The sequence below is a fragment of the Bradyrhizobium barranii subsp. barranii genome (assembly GCF_017565645.3).
Lineage (GTDB): Bacteria > Pseudomonadota > Alphaproteobacteria > Rhizobiales > Xanthobacteraceae > Bradyrhizobium > Bradyrhizobium barranii.
The window spans coordinates 1043677-1061900 of the sequence record NZ_CP086136.1 but is presented as its reverse complement, the minus strand read 5'-3'; the positions used below and the strand labels follow the sequence as shown (position 1 = coordinate 1061900).

The 18224-nt window shown below is 60.2% G+C and carries 12 protein-coding genes and 5 pseudogenes; 11 read left to right on the top strand and 6 right to left on the bottom strand.

Going from position 1 to position 18224, the window contains the following annotated elements; all coding sequences use genetic code 11:
• Window positions 1-9: 9 nt before the first annotated feature.
• Window positions 10-771: an IS21-like element ISFK1 family helper ATPase IstB gene (gene istB, locus J4G43_RS05220; protein WP_011090937.1), complete on the bottom strand. Its 762-nt coding sequence runs from the start codon at window positions 769-771 to the stop codon at window positions 10-12.
• A gap of 18 nt (window positions 772-789) precedes the next feature.
• On the bottom strand, window positions 790-2331 hold the full coding sequence (gene istA / locus J4G43_RS05215) for an IS21-like element ISFK1 family transposase (protein WP_060907903.1): 1542 nt from the start codon (window positions 2329-2331) through the stop codon (window positions 790-792).
• Between the two features lie 194 nt (window positions 2332-2525).
• On the opposite strand from istA, the gene J4G43_RS05210 reads away from it, so the two are divergent.
• From J4G43_RS05210 to J4G43_RS05180, 7 genes and pseudogenes are all read left to right on the top strand, one after another.
• Window positions 2526-3047, top strand: a complete 522-nt coding sequence (locus J4G43_RS05210) for a tyrosine-type recombinase/integrase (RefSeq protein ID WP_249814746.1) — start codon at window positions 2526-2528, stop codon at window positions 3045-3047.
• Window positions 3044-4033, top strand: coding sequence for a tyrosine-type recombinase/integrase (locus tag J4G43_RS05205; RefSeq protein WP_028153990.1), 990 nt, complete (start codon window positions 3044-3046; stop codon window positions 4031-4033). Before J4G43_RS05210 ends, J4G43_RS05205 begins: the two co-directional genes overlap by 4 nt.
• A 104-nt stretch (window positions 4034-4137) precedes the next feature.
• Window positions 4138-5142: pseudogene (locus J4G43_RS05200) on the top strand (IS91 family transposase); the annotation flags it as partial.
• 408 nt (window positions 5143-5550) lie between these two features.
• Window positions 5551-6279: pseudogene (locus tag J4G43_RS05195) on the top strand (IS630 family transposase); the annotation flags it as partial.
• Window positions 6276-6395, top strand: a pseudogene (locus J4G43_RS05190) (IS3 family transposase); the annotation flags it as partial. The pseudogenes J4G43_RS05195 and J4G43_RS05190, both read left to right, overlap by 4 nt.
• Window positions 6396-6446: 51 nt before the next feature.
• A complete protein-coding gene (locus tag J4G43_RS05185) occupies window positions 6447-6665 on the top strand; it encodes a hypothetical protein (protein WP_038945717.1) in 219 nt (72 codons plus the stop codon).
• 321 nt (window positions 6666-6986) lie between these two features.
• On the top strand, window positions 6987-7136 hold the full coding sequence (locus J4G43_RS05180; RefSeq protein WP_155258805.1) for a hypothetical protein: 150 nt from the start codon (window positions 6987-6989) through the stop codon (window positions 7134-7136).
• 408 nt (window positions 7137-7544) lie between these two features.
• Here the strand turns inward: J4G43_RS05180 and J4G43_RS05175 are convergent, their stop codons facing one another.
• The 3 genes from J4G43_RS05175 to J4G43_RS05165 all read right to left on the bottom strand — a co-directional run bounded on the left by J4G43_RS05175 (window position 7545) and on the right by J4G43_RS05165 (window position 12732).
• Window positions 7545-8813 carry an IS256 family transposase gene (locus J4G43_RS05175; protein WP_038952271.1) on the bottom strand — a complete coding sequence of 423 codons (1269 nt, stop codon included), beginning with the start codon at window positions 8811-8813 and terminating at the stop codon, window positions 7545-7547.
• A gap of 649 nt (window positions 8814-9462) precedes the next feature.
• Window positions 9463-11616, bottom strand: a complete 2154-nt coding sequence (locus J4G43_RS05170) for a peptidase domain-containing ABC transporter (protein WP_018273888.1) — start codon at window positions 11614-11616, stop codon at window positions 9463-9465.
• Window positions 11617-11646: 30 nt separating this feature from the next.
• Window positions 11647-12732 (bottom strand): HlyD family secretion protein, encoded by a 1086-nt coding sequence (locus J4G43_RS05165; RefSeq protein ID WP_018273889.1) that lies wholly within the window; start codon window positions 12730-12732, stop codon window positions 11647-11649.
• A gap of 1810 nt (window positions 12733-14542) precedes the next feature.
• On the opposite strand from J4G43_RS05165, the gene J4G43_RS05160 reads away from it, so the two are divergent.
• From J4G43_RS05160 to J4G43_RS05155, 3 genes and pseudogenes are all read left to right on the top strand, one after another.
• Window positions 14543-14770 carry a hypothetical protein gene (locus tag J4G43_RS05160; RefSeq protein ID WP_018273891.1) on the top strand — a complete coding sequence of 76 codons (228 nt, stop codon included), beginning with the start codon at window positions 14543-14545 and terminating at the stop codon, window positions 14768-14770.
• A gap of 95 nt (window positions 14771-14865) precedes the next feature.
• Window positions 14866-15018, top strand: coding sequence for a transposase (locus J4G43_RS55845; protein ID WP_018273892.1), 153 nt, complete (start codon window positions 14866-14868; stop codon window positions 15016-15018).
• Window positions 15019-15530: 512 nt separating this feature from the next.
• Window positions 15531-16631, top strand: a pseudogene (locus tag J4G43_RS05155) (transposase).
• Between the two features lie 145 nt (window positions 16632-16776).
• Here the strand turns inward: J4G43_RS05155 and J4G43_RS05150 are convergent.
• Window positions 16777-17098, bottom strand: a pseudogene (locus J4G43_RS05150) (hypothetical protein); the annotation flags it as partial.
• Between the two features lie 201 nt (window positions 17099-17299).
• On the opposite strand from J4G43_RS05150, the gene J4G43_RS05145 reads away from it, so the two are divergent.
• The gene (locus J4G43_RS05145) at window positions 17300-18082 is read left to right on the top strand and encodes a hypothetical protein (protein WP_208084205.1); all 783 of its coding nucleotides are present in this window, start codon (window positions 17300-17302) and stop codon (window positions 18080-18082) included.
• Window positions 18083-18224: the final 142 nt, after the last annotated feature.

Genomic DNA, 18224 nt, shown 5'->3' with positions numbered 1-18224 from the left:
GAGATAGAGTCAGTGTTCTGGTTGGCCGTCAAGGGTGATGGTTTTGGCGCTGCGTTTTCGCATGCTTTCTCCGGTGAGCTGGAGGCGGTGGGCGTTGTGGACGAGGCGATCGAGAATGGCGTCGGCGACCGTGGGGTCCCCAATGGCTCCATGCCAGGTGTCCACGGGGAGCTGACTTGTGACGATGGTGGATGCGCGGCCATGGCGGTCCTCGAGGATTTCGAGCAGATCGCGGCGTTCCGCGGCGGTGAGCACCGATAGTCCCCAATCATCCAAAATCAGAAGCTGAGCGCGGCCGAGGCTTTTGAGGAGCCGAGCGTAACGTCCGTCTCCGCGCGCGAGCGCGAGCGCCTCGAACAGCCTTGGAACGCGATGATAGAGGACTGATCGGTTGTCGCGGCAGGCCTTGTGGCCGAGCGCGCAGGCTAACCAACTTTTGCCCAGGCCGGTTGCCCCGGTGACGAGCAAATTCTCGTGGCGATCGATCCAGCGACCTTCGACGAGTTTGGCGAAAACGGCGCGGTCGATGCCCCGCGGGGTGCGCAGATCGACGTCCTCGACGCAAGCAGTCTGGCGCAGTGCGGCGATCTTGAGGCGCGTGGTGAGCCGCCTGGTGTCGCGTTCGGCGGCTTCGCGGTCGACCAACAGGCCGATGCGATCTTCGAACGGCAGGGCTTCGAGATCGGGCGATCGGCGCTGCTCCTCGAAGGCCTTGGCCATTCCGGTCAGGCCAAGCTCGATCAGCCGTTCGTGGGTTGGGTGGTTAAGCATGCCGGGTCTCTCCTTGCTTCAGTGGAAGTAGTCGCGTCCGCGGATATTGCCGTGGCGCAGGGGCTGGTGCTCGAAAGATTCGTCGAAGAACGTGCGATCGAGGCCGTTCTGGAGGATCGATCTAATCGAGGCGACGGAGCGCGCCTTGATGAGGATGCCCCTCCGGCAGGCTGCGTCGAGGCGTTCGGCGCCGTAGCTTTTGACGAGCGCCAGAATGCCAAGGCAGGTTCGAAAGCCTTGTTCTGGATGGGGCCGGGCGTCGATCACGGCCTGGAAAAACGCTGCTGTCGAAGGACCGATCCGCTCGCCGGCGGCGATCACCGCGGCGGGGGTCCATTTGCCGTAGCGGCGATGGGCGCTCGGCATGTGGTCGGCGATGGTGGTGTGTCCGCGTCGGTTGGGCGCGCGGGCATGGCTGGCGATCCGCTGGCCCTTGTGGAAGATCTCGACCGTCCGATCGTCGATACGGGCATCGACCAGCTCGCCAATCAGACGATACGGCGCGGAGTACCAATGGCCGTCGACCTCGACATGATAATCGGGAGCGAGGCGGCAGCGCTTCCAGCGTGCGAAGGCATAAGGCTGATCTGGCAGCGGGGTTAGCTTGGGTTTGTCGAGTTCGGCAAACAGTTCGGCGCGGCTTGAGCCGAAGCCACGCATTTGACGAGCATTGAGTTCGTCGACGAGTGTCTTGATGGCGGCGTTGAGCTCGGCCCGGGAAAAGAAGCGCTGATTGCGCAGCCGGGCCAGAATCCAGCGCTGGGCGATTTGCACCGCGACCTCGACCTTCGCCTTGTCTTTTGGGCGCCGCGGCCGTGCGGCGAGAATGGCCGTGCCGTAATGGCTCGCCATCTCGGCATAAGTGCGATTGAGGCCGGGATCGTAGCGGTCGGGGTTGCTGACGGCGGCTTTGAGGTTGTCGCAGACCACGAACGTCGGCGTTCCGCTCAAAAACGTGAACAAGTTGACGTGGGCCCGGATCCAGTCGGCCAAGCTCTCGCTGGGGCAGGCCTCGGCGTAGGTGTAGTTCGAAGCGCCCATCGCCGCGACGAACAGCTTCATCGGCTGCACTTCCCCGGTCAGCGGATCGACGATGTCGATGGTGTCGCCGGCGAAATCCACGAACACCTTCTCGCCGCCCAGATGAATCTGCCGCATCGAAGGTCGGACCCGCCCCTTCCAGGCCTCGTAGGTAGTGCAGAACCACGTGTACCCGAAACCGTCGGGATTAACGGCGCGATACTCCTCCCAGAGCAGGCGACGGGTTACGTTGCGCCGGCGGAGCTCTTTATCGATGTAGCTCCAGTCGGGCACCGGCCGCTGCGGGCTCTGAGACGCTGGTCGTGGGGCCGGGAAAAGCAAAAGCTCCAGGTCTTCATCGGTCATTCCCTCCGGAAGCGGCCAGCTCAACCCAGCAGAGCGGGCGCGGCTCAGGTAGCTGTGCACAACGCCGTTGCTGACGCCCACGCTCCGCGCGATGGCCCGCTCTGGCAGGCCTTGAAAATGTTTTAACCGAAGGACTTCCTTGATCCGGCGCATCGACAATCTCTGGGTAGGCATTGGACTTCCTCGTTAACCACGAGGTCATCCCTAAGCCGGTTGAGTTGTCGGCCGAAGCGCTGCAAGGCTCCGAAAGCCTTGCTCACGATCCCGCGAAATCGTTGCTCACGATCGTCTGAAATCTCTGCTCACGATCCCCTGAAATCCGCGCTCACGATCCCGCGAAACGCGCACGCCCGCACACGCAAGCGACCTTGATCGCGCTGCTCTCATCCACCGGGCTCAGGATCTCCGAAGCCCTGAAGCTGACGATCGCGGACGTGACCCGCGACGGTCTGCTGATCCGCGAGACCAAGTTCCGCAAGACCCGACTGGTGCCGCTGCACGACACGGCGGTTGCCGGCTTGCAGCGATACCTGGCACGTCGCGGGCTCGGCTCAGACGATGATCCGGTCTTCATCGACAAGCCCGGTCGGCCGCTACGCTACATTGCCGTCAAGGAGACCTTCGACAGGCTGGTCGACAAGGTTGGCATCAGATCGACGTCGGCTCGCCGTCCTCGCCTGCACGATCTACGGCACACGTTTGCGGTGCGCGCGCTGCAAGGCAGCCCTACCGGCCGGGGCCGGTGCGGGGCGCACATGGCGGCACTCGCGACCTACATGGGTCACGTCAACATCTATGCGACCTACTGGTATCTCGAGGCCACGCCCGACCTCTTGCGCGATGTCGCCATGGCCGGCGAAGCGTTCATCTCCGAAGGGAGGTCAGCATGACGCCGATCGCTCCCCTCATCGAGACGTTCCTGCGCGACACACTCGCTTGCCAGCGGGGCGCCAGCCAGCACACGAGGGACTCCTATGCCTCGAGCTTCCAGCTGCTGTTCGTGTTCGCCGCCGACCGGCTCAAGGTCAAACCTTCGGCGCTGACGCTCGAACAGATCGATGCCGGGCTCGTCAGCGCCTTCCTTGAGCATCTTGAGGACGAGCGCAAAAACGCGGCCGTGACGCGCAACGTTCGCCTGGCGGCGATCAAGTCGTTCTTCCGCTTCCTCGAGTACCGGCAGCCGGCGGCGCTCGAGCAGATCCGCCGTGTACTGGCGATCCCGTTCAAGAAAACTGACACGCGCCTGGTACCCTACCTTCTGCGCGAAGAGCTCAAAGCCGTGCTCGACGCTCCCGATCCGGCGACACGCGATGGCATCCGCGATCGCGCAATGCTGCACGTGGCCGTCTGCGCAGGGCTGCGCGTCTCCGAACTGACGGGCCTCAAGGTCGATGACATCGACCTGCCTTCGATGAGCATCTGCGTGCTCGGCAAGGGACGCCGGGAGCGGACGCTGCCGTTGTGGAAGCCGGCGGCTGCTGCACTGCGTGCCTGGCTGGCCATCCGCGGGCAGGTCGCGACACCCGAGGTGTTCGTCAACGCCCGTGGTGAGCCGCTGAGCCGATGGGGCTTTGCCTATCTGCTCAGGCAGCACGCCGCGACTGCGGCTCGCAAGCAGCCCGGTCTCGCCAAGAAACGCGTCTCGCCCCACGTGCTCAGGCACACCTGCGCGATGGTCGTTCTGCAAGCGACCCGGGACATCCGGAAGGTGTCGCTGTGGCTGGGCCACGCTACGCTGACGACCACCGAGGTCTACACGCGCGGCGATCCAACCGAGAAGCTCGATGCGATGGAGGCGATCGTGCCGCCCCACCTGCGGCGCGGCGTCTTCCAGCCCACCGACCAGCTGATCGAACTCCTCAGGCGTACCTCGTAATGGAGAGCGGGGTTGGCGGTGATTGGTGCAGGAGCGCGATCAAATTGCCGCCAGCTCCCCATTACTGGCTTTGCCCATAAGGCAAGTAATGGGCATCACCCATTACTTGCCGCAACCGGCACTGTCCGAAGTGTCAGGGGAGAGCCCGAGCCGCGTGGCTCGCCGCGCGTCAAGCTGACCTGCTTCCGGTTCCCTATTTCCACGTCGTCTTTACACTTCCCGCACCGATCGCTTTCCAGAACAAGGCTGTCGTCTATGCCATCCTGTTCAAGGCTGCCGCCGAGGCGATGACGACGCTCGCCGCCAATCCACGCCGGCTCGGCGGTGCGATCGGCGGCGTCGCCGTCCTCCCCACCTGGGGACAGGCGCTGATGCATCATCCCTACGTCCATTGCGTCGTTCCGGGTGGCGGCCTCTCGCCCGATGGCGCGCGCTGGATTGCTTGCCGACCGAACTTCTTCTTGGCCGTCAAACCGCTGTCCAGACTATTTCGCACACTTTTTCTCAAACGTCTGTCGGCAGCCTTCAACTCCGGTGCCTTGCGTTTCTTCGGCGATCTCGGAGCTCTGGCCGAGCCGGCTGCCTTTGCGGCCCATCTCGACGCCATGCGACGCATCAACTGGGTTGTTTACGCCAAGCGGCCCTTCGGCGGGCCCGCACAGGTGCTGGCCTATCTCGGCCGCTACACCCATCGCGTCGCCATCTCCAACAGCCGGCTCGTCGCCCTCGACGACGATCAAGTCACCTTCTCATGGAAGGACTACCGCCAGAACAGCGCGACAAAGATCATGAAGCTCAAGCCCGACGAGTTCATCCGCCGCTTCCTTCTTCACACGCTGCCCGATGGCTTCCATCGCATCCGCCACTTCGGCTTCATGGGCAACGGTCATTGCGCTGCCAAACTAGCCCTTTGCCGCAAACTTCTCGATCGTGAGCGGACAGCGCCAAACGATGGCGAGCCATCGCCTGTGGATTCGGACGCTCTGACGTCGGCCAAGGTTCCCGCCTGTCCTGATTGTGGTGGCGTCATGCGCATCATCGAGCGCTTTCGACACAGCTGCAGCCGCTCCAACCCTCGAACCCCACCGTTCCGATGCGACACATCGTGAGCCAGTTCGTGCCCTGCACGACGATCATCATTCCCAGCGTCTCGATCATCGCCGACGCTGTCGAAGCCGTGCGCTCACACCGCGCGACGACAACCATTCAATGTAGCGGCCCATCGATCGCGACCACCTGCAAAACGCTCCCGGTCTCAAATTGCCGCCGATGCGCAACCAGCACGTCTCCGCTTCAGATACACAGTCTGCCGATAGCTGCTTGCGATCTCGAACAATCCCCATAGCCTCACCACCGTGCCCACCCTTCCGCGCCTTCGTTCAATCCGGCTTCAATGAGGTCGCGTCACAGGCGTCTGCCGTACGTTCACGTCTGCGCGACCTCACAGAACCCTCCAGATTCCCAAATCAGGCCGGTTTTGATTCAAGGTGCCTGCTGGCGAAGGAGGCTGGCAAGGTATGGCGCTAGCTCTTTCTATTGATTTGCGCAAGCGTGTGGTCGCTGCCGTCGCGGGCGGCATGTCGTGTCGAGAGGCTGCGGCGCACTTTCGAGTGGGCGTGTCGAGCGCGATCCGGTGGGTGGCGCAAGCTCGAAGGACAGGTGAGGTGACGCCGAAGCCACAGGGCGGCGATCGACGTTCGCGGGCGATCGAAGGGCAGGCTGAGCGCATCCTCGCACTGATAGCGGCCAAGCCCGACAACACGTTCTGAGGAACTGAAGGCGGCGCTCGCCGCCGATGGACACACCTTCAGCGTCTCCGCGTTGTCACGCTTCTTCCAGCGTCGGAAGATCACGCTCAAAAAAAGACCGTATATGCCACTGAGCAAGAGCGGCCGGACGTCCTGAAGAAGCGGGAAGAGTGGAGCGACGGCCAGATTGGCCTCGATCCTGCCAAGCCCATCTTCATTGACGAGACATGGGCGTCGACCAACACGGCGCGCATGCGCGGGCGTGCGCCCCGTGGCCAGCGGCTGCGGGCCTCCATCCCGCACGGCCATTGGAAGACGACGACCTTCGTTGCAGGCCTGCGCCTGTCGGGCATGGTAGCGCCAATGGTTCTCGACGGGCCGATCAACGGGCTCGCCTTCCAGGCTTATGTGGACCAGGTGCTCGTTCCAGAATTGCGGGAAGGTGACGTTGTCGTCATGGATAATCTCGGCAGCCACAAGGGTGCAGGCGTCCGCGCAGCTCGATCGGCCGATATCTCAACTTCCATAACAGCAGGCGTCTCCATTCGGGTCTTGACGGCAGCACGCCGGATCAAGCCTACTTCACCCCGCTGCCACTCCGCATGGCGGCCTAACCCCGGCAGAGGCTCCACCTATCGACGCGGAAACTCTGTTCAGACTCTCTCATGGACATTCTGCGCGATGTGATCGGCCTCCTTGCGATCCTGACGGTGCGCAGATCCTCGTCGCTGCCCGCGCCTTCCGTCAGCCGACTCACGAATTTCCTGGGCATGAATCGCCTTGAGCATGTAGCTCACCTCGCGAACCTTATTGATGCTTCTTGCTTTCGCAAATTCGGCGGTCAGGAACTGCTGCCGCCAGCGCAGGGTACTCACATCTCGTAGATCGCGAACATTACGTCGCATGTCAAAGTCATAGCATTCTCGTCGCAAACGCGACCTCATTTGTTGTTGGTGCGGCTCCAGGGCATAAGGCAACTGCGATTGGCGATTGGCAGACAAAATCCGAGTGACCCAACAGGGCAAGAAAAACAGATCCCAGAAACGAAAGGCCGGCGCGATGGCAGGCTCCACCATCTTGTCATAGCTTGCTGCGCCTAACTAAAAGGCCGAAGCGAGGCATTCAATTATGCTGTCGAACAGCGTTCTTTGACGTAGTTGGCACGGTCTTTGATAGCTGCTGCCCACACAGAAAGGGAGACAACAATGAAGACCGATATGTCAGCCTATGGCGTAACGGAACTAACTCCTCAAGAAGCATCTGCAACTTCGGGAGGTTGGTTGTGGACGATTGTGGCAGTGTTGGCGGGCCTAGCGGCATCCATCGCCGCTGGCGGCCTCTTGCCTAAATCTTGAAGCCAAGAAAGCGAATGTGGTCCTAGCTGTCGCGGGATGCTGCCGCGCCTGTGCGTTTTGAACGGCAACTCTAGAAGCGGGCTTGGTCGTATGGAGCCGAGTCAATCGAGCGTTCCTATAGCGGCACGTGTGGCTGCCAAGCCACGTGTGGCTGCCAAGCTAGGCGCTGAGCGGGCGCGTTCACTGACAGGTGCAGATTGTCGCGCCTGCTCGCAATTAGGCGGCGCTGAACGAGGCAGACTGAGGAGTCTTGGGTTCTCACTCCACAGTTGGCACGACTCTTGAGTCCTCCTTCGTGCGGCCGCCAGAGCGGTCGACCGGCATCACTGAAAGGAGAAAAAAATGAAGACGGATGTGTCAGCGTATGGTGTAACCGAGCTATGGCTGATTTTGGGTGACGCGGCCTGATCAGGCGGCGTGGCTTTCAGTGTTCGGAATGACTTCGATTCCGTCGATGAACTTTACACCGGCGATGACTTTCGGCAACTGGTTCGTGCTCTTCAATCGCCGCCAGGTCTTCGATGCGGCGTCGATGAGCTTGAACACCATCAGCTTCGCAGTTTGTTGCGACAGCGATCCCTTGGTCCGCACCGTTCGGTGGCGCACCGTGGCGAAGACGCTCTCGATCGGGTTCGAGCTGCGTAGGTGGATCCAGTGCTCAGCAGGGAAGTCGAAGAAGGCGAGCAGCGCATGGCGATCCTTGATCAGGCACTCCACCGCACGTCCGTATTTGACGTGGTATTTCTCGACGAAGACGTCGATCGCGGTTTCAGCTTCGGCCCGGTGTGGGGCCAGATAGATGTTCCGCAGGTCGTTCTTCATGGGGCCCTGCACGGATTTGGCGACCTTGTCGAGTACGTTGCTCACTTTATGGCACCAGCATCGTTGGTGCCGCGTGCCGGGAAAGGCCTCGTCCAGTGCCTTCCAGAAGCCGAGGGCGCCGTCGCCGATGGCGAGTTGCGGGGCAATCCGTAACCCGCGTTGCCGCAGGTCGATCAGGAGTTCGCGCCAGCTCTGCGCGCTCTCGCGCACGCCGACCTGGAAGCCGATCAGCTCCTTCTTGCCTTCCGGCGTGGTGCCAATCAGCACCAGCATGCATTCGCTGTGATCTTCCATGCGGGCCTGCAGGTACACGCCATCGGCCCAGATGTAGACATAGCGACGCGCCGACAGATCGCGTCTCTGCCAGCGTTCGTACTCGACCTGCCAATCGGCCTTCAGGCCGGCGATCACCGAAGGCGACAGGTTCGGCGCATCCTTGCCGAGCAGCGCCGAGAGCGCCTCCTGGAAGTCGCCGGTCGAGATGCCGCGCAAATAGAGGACCGGGATCAAGGCATCCAGGCTCTTCGTCCGCCGCGCCCATAGCGGCAGGATTGCCGAACTGAAGCGGAGGCGGTCGCCTGGCCCGCTCGCTCCGCGGTCGCGGACCTTGGGACGAGCGACCTCCACCGGACCGATGCCGGTCGCAATCTCGCGCACCGGACCGTGCCCATGTCGGACCAGGCGCGCTCGACCGTCGGGCAGCGTCAGATTGGCCGTGCTGGCCAGAAACGCGCCAACCTCGATCTCGATCGCCCTGGCAAGCAGGTCCCGCGCGCCGGCTCGAACGATATCGGTCAGTGGATCATCAACCGCGGACGGCTGACGGAAAGCAAGAACATTGGTAGTCTCGGTCATGGCGTATCGCTCTCCTCGAGAGGTTCTGGCAGGCTCGTCACCCGCCTCGATACGCCGCCTTCCTCACACCGTCATCACCCAGATTCCGCCATAGCTCGGTGTAACCGAACTATCGCCTGAAGAATCATCTTCGACCGCGGGAGGGTTTTGGCCGATTGTGGCAATAATTGCCGGAGTAGGAGCCATTATCGGTGCAGCTACAGGTGTTGGCGTGGTTATAGGTGTGCTCCGTTGAAGATGATGATTGGCGCAGCCTCTCGTGCGTCATAGGGAATGGTCGTGGCGCTGCGGCGAGCTTTACGACGCGCCGCAACGAAGGACCGCAACTGGAGGCGGGAATGTTGCCATCCCCGCTCCTCTCAGACCCGGACGAGCGAATTACCCGCATCCGGTTCTTCGCGCGTAATCAATCGCTCACGGGAGCGAAATATTGTTGGACGATCTTGGCTGTCGGTATCGGATGCCGCGCGAGCATGGCCCGGATGCGAAGCTCGGCAGATTGGAGGGGCGTCCACGCAGTGCGCGCCAGGCCAGGTCAGTACTCTTCGGTGAATGATCGACGTTGACGTTCCATTCGACACCTCCGGGCTCAATGAGCCTACTACAGGTGTCCACTCATTCGGAGGAGGTCACAGCAAATTCTGCAACTCTAGCTGACCCCTGTTTGCGTCTGCCACAAGCGAAGGTAAGCGGCTTCACCCAGCAGATCAGTATGCCTGCCTTCAGCAACGATCCGCCCCTTGTGTAACATGACAAGCTTCTCGGCAGTGCGGATGGTGCTGGGTCGGTGAGAGATGACCACGATGGTCTTGCCGGCGCCACGCAAATCATCAAGGAGCTGGTGAATGGTGGCTTCGGCAACGGAGTCCAGAGAAGAGGTAGGCTCGTCAAGGATCAGGATGTCCGGATCCCGATACAGAGCTCGGGCCAACGAAAGGCGCTGCTTTTCGCCGCCAGAGAGCCGTACGCCGTTTTCGCCTAGATAGGCCTGGAAGCCTCCCGGCCAATTCTCGATCGCCTCCCGCAGCCCAGTTTGATCGCAGACCTTCATGATCCTGTCGATCTCCGGTTCGAACTCGCCGAGCGCGATGTTCTCGATCAGCGAGCCTGAGAATACGTCCGTCGACTGCGGTACCGAAGCAATAACCCTACGCAAGGATACGGTCGAGAAGTCTTTAAGGTCATAGGGACCGATCCGAATGCGGCCGCTTTCGAGCGGGTAGACGTTCTGCAGCAGCGCCGCAAGGGAGCTCTTGCCTGAGCCGCTTTCTCCCACCACGGCCGTCATTTCACCTCGACGAAAGGTGAGGTTAAGATCTTCAAAGAGCTTCGGCTGCGAGCCATGGCGGAAGGTGACGTTCTCCAGGCGGATATCACCAAGCTCGGATTTGGTGGCATCAATACCGCCGCTGCGTGCCGGCTCAAGGTCGAAAATCTCGAACAGGCGATCCGCCGCGATAAACGCGTCCTGAACGATTCTGTTGGTTTGGATCAGGTTGGCGACAGGCCGGGTGATATAGCCGAGCAGTGCGTAGCAGGAAAGTAACTCACCCGGAGTCACGGCCTGATCCATAGCAAGCGTCGCGCCAAACCACATTAGCAGGATTGTGAAGAGAGTTGAGAGAAAGGTAGAAGCATTGTCTCCGACGATCGAGATGAGGCCGGAGCTGTAGACCGATTGCAGGGTCTTGACAAAGCGAGTTTCCATCTTAAGGCAAGCGAAGCTCTCCACGCCGAAAGTCTTGACCGTGGAAACAGCTCCGAGTGATTCAACCAATTGCGCCTCCAGTTCGGCGGCATTCTCCATGATCGCGCGCTGGCGCTTCCTATTGAGTCGGTTAACGGTCCAATAGACTAAGACATATAGTGGGATGGAGATAGCCACGACCAAGGCGATCTTCCACGAGTAGATGAACATCAGGCCGAACGAGAACAGTATGACCAGCATGTTGACGAACATGGTGATCGAGACGTCGTTCAGAAAGCTCCTGATTTTCACCGCATCATTCATCCGGGAGACGATTTCTCCCATGCGCATGCTGTCGAAGAATTTTTGTGGTAGGCTTAGGATGTGATTGTAGTAGCCGAGGATCAAGCAGACATCGATCTTCTGACCTGTTTGCAGGACTAGCCGGTTTCTGAGCAGGTTGATTACGATCTGCGGCACCAGGATCAGCAGCATCACGACGCTCATGAGATTGAGCAAATTGCGGTTGCCCGCTGTGATCACGTGGTCGACGATCTTCTGGACGTAAATGGCTGTCGACAGCCCCAGGAGGGTGGTTACCAGTGCGCCGACGAGAGCCTGCGTTAGCGCCGCTTTGTGCGATGCAAGCAGCCGGGCGAAGCGGAGAAGAGGTGAGGTGGTCTCATCGCGGCGCTTGAAGGTGTCGGCCGGAACCAGGAGCACCAGGACGCCAGTCCATTGCCTCTTGAATTCTTCATGCGATAGCTTGCGGATTTCGCCGTACGCGGGGTCCATGACGGTGACCCACCTCGTGTCGATCGCCTGGATCACTACGAAGTGGTGCAAGACATCCTTGATGATCACATGCGCGATGGCCGGCTTGGGGATCTTGTACAAGCTGTCGAAGCCGCCCTTGACGCCCTTGGCAATGAACCCCAGCTGATGAGCCGCTAGCAGAAGACCCGACACGGTGGTGCCCGATTGGTCCGTCGACGCATACTGGCGAATGCGCGACAATGGCAACTTGTAACCGTAGAAGGCTCCAACGGAAGCGAGGCTGGCAGCCCCACAATCCGTGATGTCGCGCTGCTTGACTTTGATGATTTGACCCAACATGGCGGCTCACCGGCTTCTTGGAATGGATAATTAACGAGCCGCTAGGACCGGGTTGAGCCAATCGTCAATCTCATTGTAGAGAAGTTGCAGCAGAGTGCGCTCCGCCACGAGAAAACGGGCTCTCACCGTCATGCCTTTCTTCAGATGACCAATGATGCCATTTGTGAGCTCGAGGTAACTGCGAGAAAGCGCGCAGCGAACCTTGAAGACCGGGCTCTTCTCCTGCAGGGTAAAGTCCTGCGCGACGTCTAGCACTGTCGCGTCAATCATCCCCCATTGATTGTAGTTGAAGGCATCGACCTGGAGCCTCACCGCCTGGCCAGGCTGCACGAAGCCGATGTCTTTGGGCGAAACGTAGATATCCGCCACCAGTTCGCCGTCGGGCGAGACCCAACCGACAGTTTGCCCCGCCTGGACGTAGCTGCCTGGGGTGACGCCGTTGAATTGCTCGAGTGCGCCGGACACGGGAGCGCGAATCTGGGTCAAGTCGCGTTCGTTCTCAAGTTGGTGCAAGCTGGCGGTGAGTTCCTGAAGGCGGAGGTTTGTATCGAAGAGCTGCTGATTCCATTCGGCGGATTTGCTCCGGACGAGGATCTCGCCCTTCACCTCGAGGCTCTGCAACGCGAAAGCCTTTTCTTCAACCGCCTTGGTGGGCGCTGCAGCAACCGCGACGAGTCGCTGAGCGCGCTCGAGTTCTGCCGCGGCGTTGCTGCGGGCATATTGGTTCTCCCGCAACAGGTTGAGAAAATGCAGGCGCTCGGCCGTGGCGAACTCCGAGCGGAGGCGGACTGGGGCGTCGGACTGTGCGCCGGAAGAGATCAGGGCCTGGAGGTCGCTGGCACGATCGCGCTTCAGACGGATTTCGCCTGTAAGCGCACCGATCTTTTCCTTAATGACCACATCGTCGAGAGCTAGGATCTCTCGTCCTTGTGCAACGAGATCGTTCTCGACGGCAAGAACACGAGAAATTCGTCCGGAGACGGGTGCTATCAGAGGAGTTTTCTCGATTGTGGGACGAATGGTACCGGCACTTTGAGCAGACAGCGTCACGGTGATGACTGGCAGCGACACAAACGTCGCAACGACAGACAACACAATTATCTTGTAGATCGCCAAAGATCGTCCTGATTCTCGCGATAGGATGCTCTCTGCAGTGTAGCAGACCGTCTCCGGAGGCAGCATTACATCAGCCATAGCAGCCCTGTCACGGATTACGACGATTGGCAGTGCCAAACGACTCATCAGGATTGAGCGACGCACGGGGAAGGTGCGCCAGCTATTGTCCTTCACACCTAAGGGTAGCCAACTAACGTATCGACTTTCATTGTTATCTCCTTGTCAGATGTGGAACACTCGCTGGTGCTGCTCGGCCAATTTCGTTGATTACCCGAAAAGAGGTGTGGAGCGATCATGCGATTGCTCCACAACAAATCCAGAGCAGCCGCTTTGTATTTGATTTGCATTCGATCCTGCCACTCAGCTGAGAGCCCCCGCACGCCGGTGAAGTCTTATCGTTGCGCCCGCGACAGAGCCGTTGAACGGAATTTCTCAAACGTTCAACCGCGGCGCGCCCAAAGACCTTTCGTCCGGCACGAAACTTTCGCGGGGCGGCATGAAGAAGAGCCTGCCTGGCGCCGCAGGCAGGCTGCAGACACTTTTGCAATTAAGGGCTAGGCTCCTCAGGGCAAGGAATTGGAATGATGCTGCAACCACCGCCCTCAATGGGACGAACCTCCCAACCGCAACCGCGCCACGTCCGAGCGATACCTTCCTTCCCGCAGTTGCCCATGCTTCTTCAGGAGTCAATTCCGGAAGCTGACATATAGCTTCTCATGTTGTTTCCTTTTCAATAGCCGTGAGTGTGGTCGACCAGCAACTGCTGCCGACCCCGTAGCAACTTCAAGTCTCGTGCCAACTGCTCAGGAACGGCAGAAAACGCTCTCCTTGCTTTTATGATGCTAAACAGCAAATGTGCGGCAGACCGCCCGAACATCATTGTGGTTGCAAATGCGACAAATCGAACAGGGCGAACACGGCATGCTTCAGGAAGCCTTCGAGCTATCCGCCAGCTCACGTCGCTACCACCGCCCAACCTGGGCAAATCCAACAGCCGGGGCGAACTCAGGACTTGATAACACTTAGGGGCAAAAGGTCATGCCCCCTCAGCGTCACGAGCAATTGCCCCTTCTTGGATAGCTGAGGAGAGAGCGAATGAACGAGGAACGAATCACGGAAGGCTCCTCGTGGATTGATCCACGGGGGGCAGGTGATGAAGACGCCGGATGACGTGGCGGACGTGTTGCGCCTGAGGGCGTGCGGCTGGCTCTGAAGCGGATTCCGCGGCAGCTGGGCTGCAGCCATCTCGGTGAAAGACTACGTGGTGGCGGGCGGGGTGAAACGTTCAAGTCGCCTGAACGCCCCGAAACGACTCCATGGCCTTCAGGGTTGGCTGCGCGAGAGGTTCATTCGGCATCGCGGCAATGCGGATGTCGCCGCGGCCCCACTAGGTCGCTTTCGGTATCATCAAAGAAGCAGCGGGGCGAGCTGAGCGATCAAATCCAAATCGCTTGGCAGGCTTGGGCAAAGAACGGCGCAGAGTGCGACGCGTCGGGGCGCATAAAAGCGATTGTTCGCGTCGGTTTGCATACGTCCAGAGTGTGTTTCAGCTGCATGGCGTTGATGGGAACGAGCAGCCGGTTTTGCGGCTTAAATTGAGCCGCGGGCTGGTTTAGAAGTTCTTCAAGCGCTGCCGCGTGCGCTTGTGGCTCTGGAGGCCTGCGGGCATCGCATTGTTAGGCGTGGGAATTGCAATCAAACCGACATGAAGTGGCGATGATGCCGATCGCAATATATTTGCGTGCGGCAAGCCGGCCGAAACTGCGTAAGAACTTTGTGCCCATCAAAAGTCCCGAGCAAGGGCGCACAAATGTTGGAGCGTGTGCGCAACCAGTTCATCGGCAGGCGGACCCGGTTTGCCAATTCAATCCGCGGCTACGCCGCGGAATACGGCTTTGCCGCGCCTAAGGGGCTTTCGCGGTTGCTGATCGACATTCAGGCCGACGCAAAGTCTCCGACTTTACAAAGCAGCTGGGTGGACGCTCTGGCAGCAGAACTGGCGCACGTCGAGGACCAGATCGCAAAGGTCGGCAAGTAGCTCATGCAACTCCGCCGGAGTAAAGAGATGAGTGAACGGCTGCCGGCTATCTCGGGGGTCGATTCGATCGTTGCGAGCTGCTGTCGATCAAGGTCGTGGATGCGCGCGGGTTCAAGTCGGCAAGAAACTTTGCGGCATGGCTCTGCCTGAAACTAAAGAACCGCTCGACGGCCGGAAAGAACAGGCTTGGCCTGACTACACGCGCCGGCGACAGCATCAAGAAGTGGCTCGAGCGGAAGATGAATTAGGGACGGCGAGGGAAAGCCGACATCGGAATGCGCGTCGGCACAACGAAAGGGAATGCTGGATACGCGCCGCGACATGAATGTCCAGCAGACGACGTTGGCACGAAGAGACCGCCGCGCTTTTCACATACGCTCCGGCAAAAAAGGCCTGTTTGGCGCCTCTATCGCCACTCCGCTGCGCGGCACGCGATTTGAATTCTCTGCGTTGCGGCAGCGGCAGCTGACGCCTTGTAGGAAAGGAAACAACTATGGATATCTCAGATTATGGCGTAACCGAACTGACTTTCGAAGATGCGTGCGCCGCTGTCGGCGGTCAGCCTTGGTGTGTTTGGAACCCGGATGAGCAGAAATGGTCCTGCCACCCCCTGAGCTCTCACGAGGAGCTCTTGTAAAGGCATTTTGTAGCCGGTCCGCGGCGCAGCCACGGACCGGCTTACCCCAGAACTCCTTTCGCGTGTCCGTAAGGACGCAGCCCTGGAAGGATTTCTGGTTCATCGTAGCCACCAGCAGCGAAGATGAAACAGAAATCCGGACCGGGCAAAGCGTCGGCAGACCAAGTGCGAAAGGACATTCGGCGCCAGAACCGCCGGCAGTATTCGGCGGAAGAGAAGATCCGCATCGTGCTGGAAGGATTGCGCGGCGAGGAGAACATCTCCGAGCTTTGTCGCCGAGAAGGCATTGCCGCCTCGATGTGTACTACGGCTGGTCCAAGGAGTTCTCGAGGCCGGCAAGCGCCGCCTGGCCGGCGACACGGCACGAGCTACGACCTCCGGCGAGGTGAAGGACCTCCGCCGGGAGGCCGCCGCCTTGAAGGAGGCCGTCGCCGATCTGCCCCTGGAGAACCGTCTGTTCAAACAAGTATGAACGGAGATGGGGAGGACGAGGCATGAGGTATCCCGCCTCAGAGAAGGCCGAGATCATCCATTTGGTCGAGCAATCGCACCTTCCGGCCAAGCGCACACTGGACAAGCTCGGGATCCCGCGCGCCACATTCTATCGCTGGTATGATCGCTACCGCGAGGGAGGCGTTGAGGCGCTGGCCGATCATCGGTCTCGACCAGACCGGGTCTGGAACCGCATCCCGGACGATGTGCGGGGCCAGATCATCGACCTGGCGCTGGAGTTACCTGAGCTGTCGCCACGCGAGCTGGCCGTGCGGTTCACCGACGAACGAAAGTACTTTGTATCCGAGGCGTCGGTCTATCGGCTGCTGAAGGCGCATGACCTCATCACCAGCCCGGCCTATGTGGTGATCGAGGCCGCGAACGAGTTCGAGGACAAGACGACGGCGCCGTCGCGCACTGGCCAAGGCTTCTCAGCGACAATGGTTCGAGTTACGTGGCGGATGATCTGGCCGAGTGGCTCGACCAGAAGGGCATGCAGCATGTGCGCGGCGCTCCGTACCATCCTCAGACCCAGGGAAAGATCGAGTCGAGCGTCAAGTAGGAGCCTTCGTCGAACACTATAATCACGTCCGCTATCATGAGAGCATCGACAACCTCACGCCAGCCGATGTCTACTTCGGCAGGGCTGAGGCGATCCTCGCAGAACGAAACCGCATCAAGCGCGACACCATCGCGAACCGCCGCTTGCAGCATCAACTGCAGGTCGCTTAAACTCTAACCCTGATGAACCAGAGCCTCCCTTCTCAAAAAGCCTGACCAGTCTCAAATTATCTGACGACGGACAAAAAGCTTCGAACGCTCAGGACATCCTTTGTGTTACGACCGTCGATATATCACGTCGGTTCGGGTTCCTTTAGCCGCGCACCTCCGAGCAGTCCTTGCACCGCATGTAGCGCTCCAGTTCATGAACCGGCGTCGCCTTCGGTCGCCGCACGATGTCCAAGGGCGACGGTCTGGTGCGTGTCGCAGCCAAGGCAGCGCACTTCGAGGTAGCGGTAACCGGCATTAAGCGCATCGCCGAGCGTGGGCGACGGTTGCGCGGGCCCCTGGAAACCGAGCATGCGCGCGTTCCACGCCGCAACGGCGAGCCGGTCGGCCTCCTTCCGCGCTTCGGTCGCCCGTTCTGCCGCTGCCCGGACCGACCCACCGTAAATGGTCTCGCGTGATTTGGTGCCCATCGCGCGAGCATTAGGAGGAGACCGCCAAGAAAAGATTCGATCTTCTTGTATACACTTGGGTCGAGTCGCTTCTGTTGTTGGTATTTTAATACCGAAGGATTGGTTGGTTTGAAGAGCAGGCGCAGGAGAAGCGACCACAGTCCCGGCGCGCCGAAGCCTGGACGTCCAGGGATTACGGATTGGGCCACGGCGGCCGATCTCGTGCGTCGTGAATTGCGATCGCTGCCCGATAAGGACATCGAGAAGGCGGTGATCAGAGCCCTCGGTGGTGAGCCGGGCTTTCACCTAGGCGATTCGCTGCCCAAGGATCAGACCGTTCGAAGTTGGATCCGCGCTCTCGAAAACATCGAGCGCATCGAGGACGACACAGACGAAGATTACGTCGAATACGTGAGACAACTGCGTGCAGTACCCGTTGCCGCGGTCGAACTGATTGTCCGGTGGCACCGCTACGATCCTGTGAAAGCGATAAAGGCGGCGCGCGTGATCGGTGGGGGCCGATGGTCGGTCGAAAAATTGCGGGAGCAGGAGAAGAAGGCTCGCGCAAGCAGCACGAGCCAGGTTTTTGGAAAACAGTATGCACATAAGCTCGGCGCGCAGGTGCAGAGCTGGGTTGCTTCTCAGCTCGATCCTGATTTCAAGCAGGTCGACGATCGCCAGCATCGTCGTGCGCCTGCGGACATTCTGTTCGCCAGAGAGAGCGACCCCGAACGTTTGACGGCCGTGCTGATTTTTGGGCCCTACACGGATCCTGCTGAATATTCCAGTCGGGAATCTGCCTTTTTGACGACTGTGGTTGGTCTGGCCGCCTACTGCGAACAAGTGATCGCGATCGTCCCTAGCGATGAACCATTCTACTGGCAGTGGCTCTATGACCACAAATTGAAGGGCGCCAATATCGCGTTTTATGGTGTCCGGCGTTGGAGCGAGGACTTCAACCCTGTGAAGATCAGGCGCCCAACTCCCCCGTTACTTGGAAGGTAGCAATTGCCGCGAGCTGCCGCGTGCTGCAGCCTGGTGCCGTGGGCCGCCGCACCGGGCGTCATGCAGCCGCACGCTGACGTGGCGCAAGGTTTGCAGTTCAGTCATCGCAAGACTCTGGCCACCGGTCCCGGCTCGACCTGAT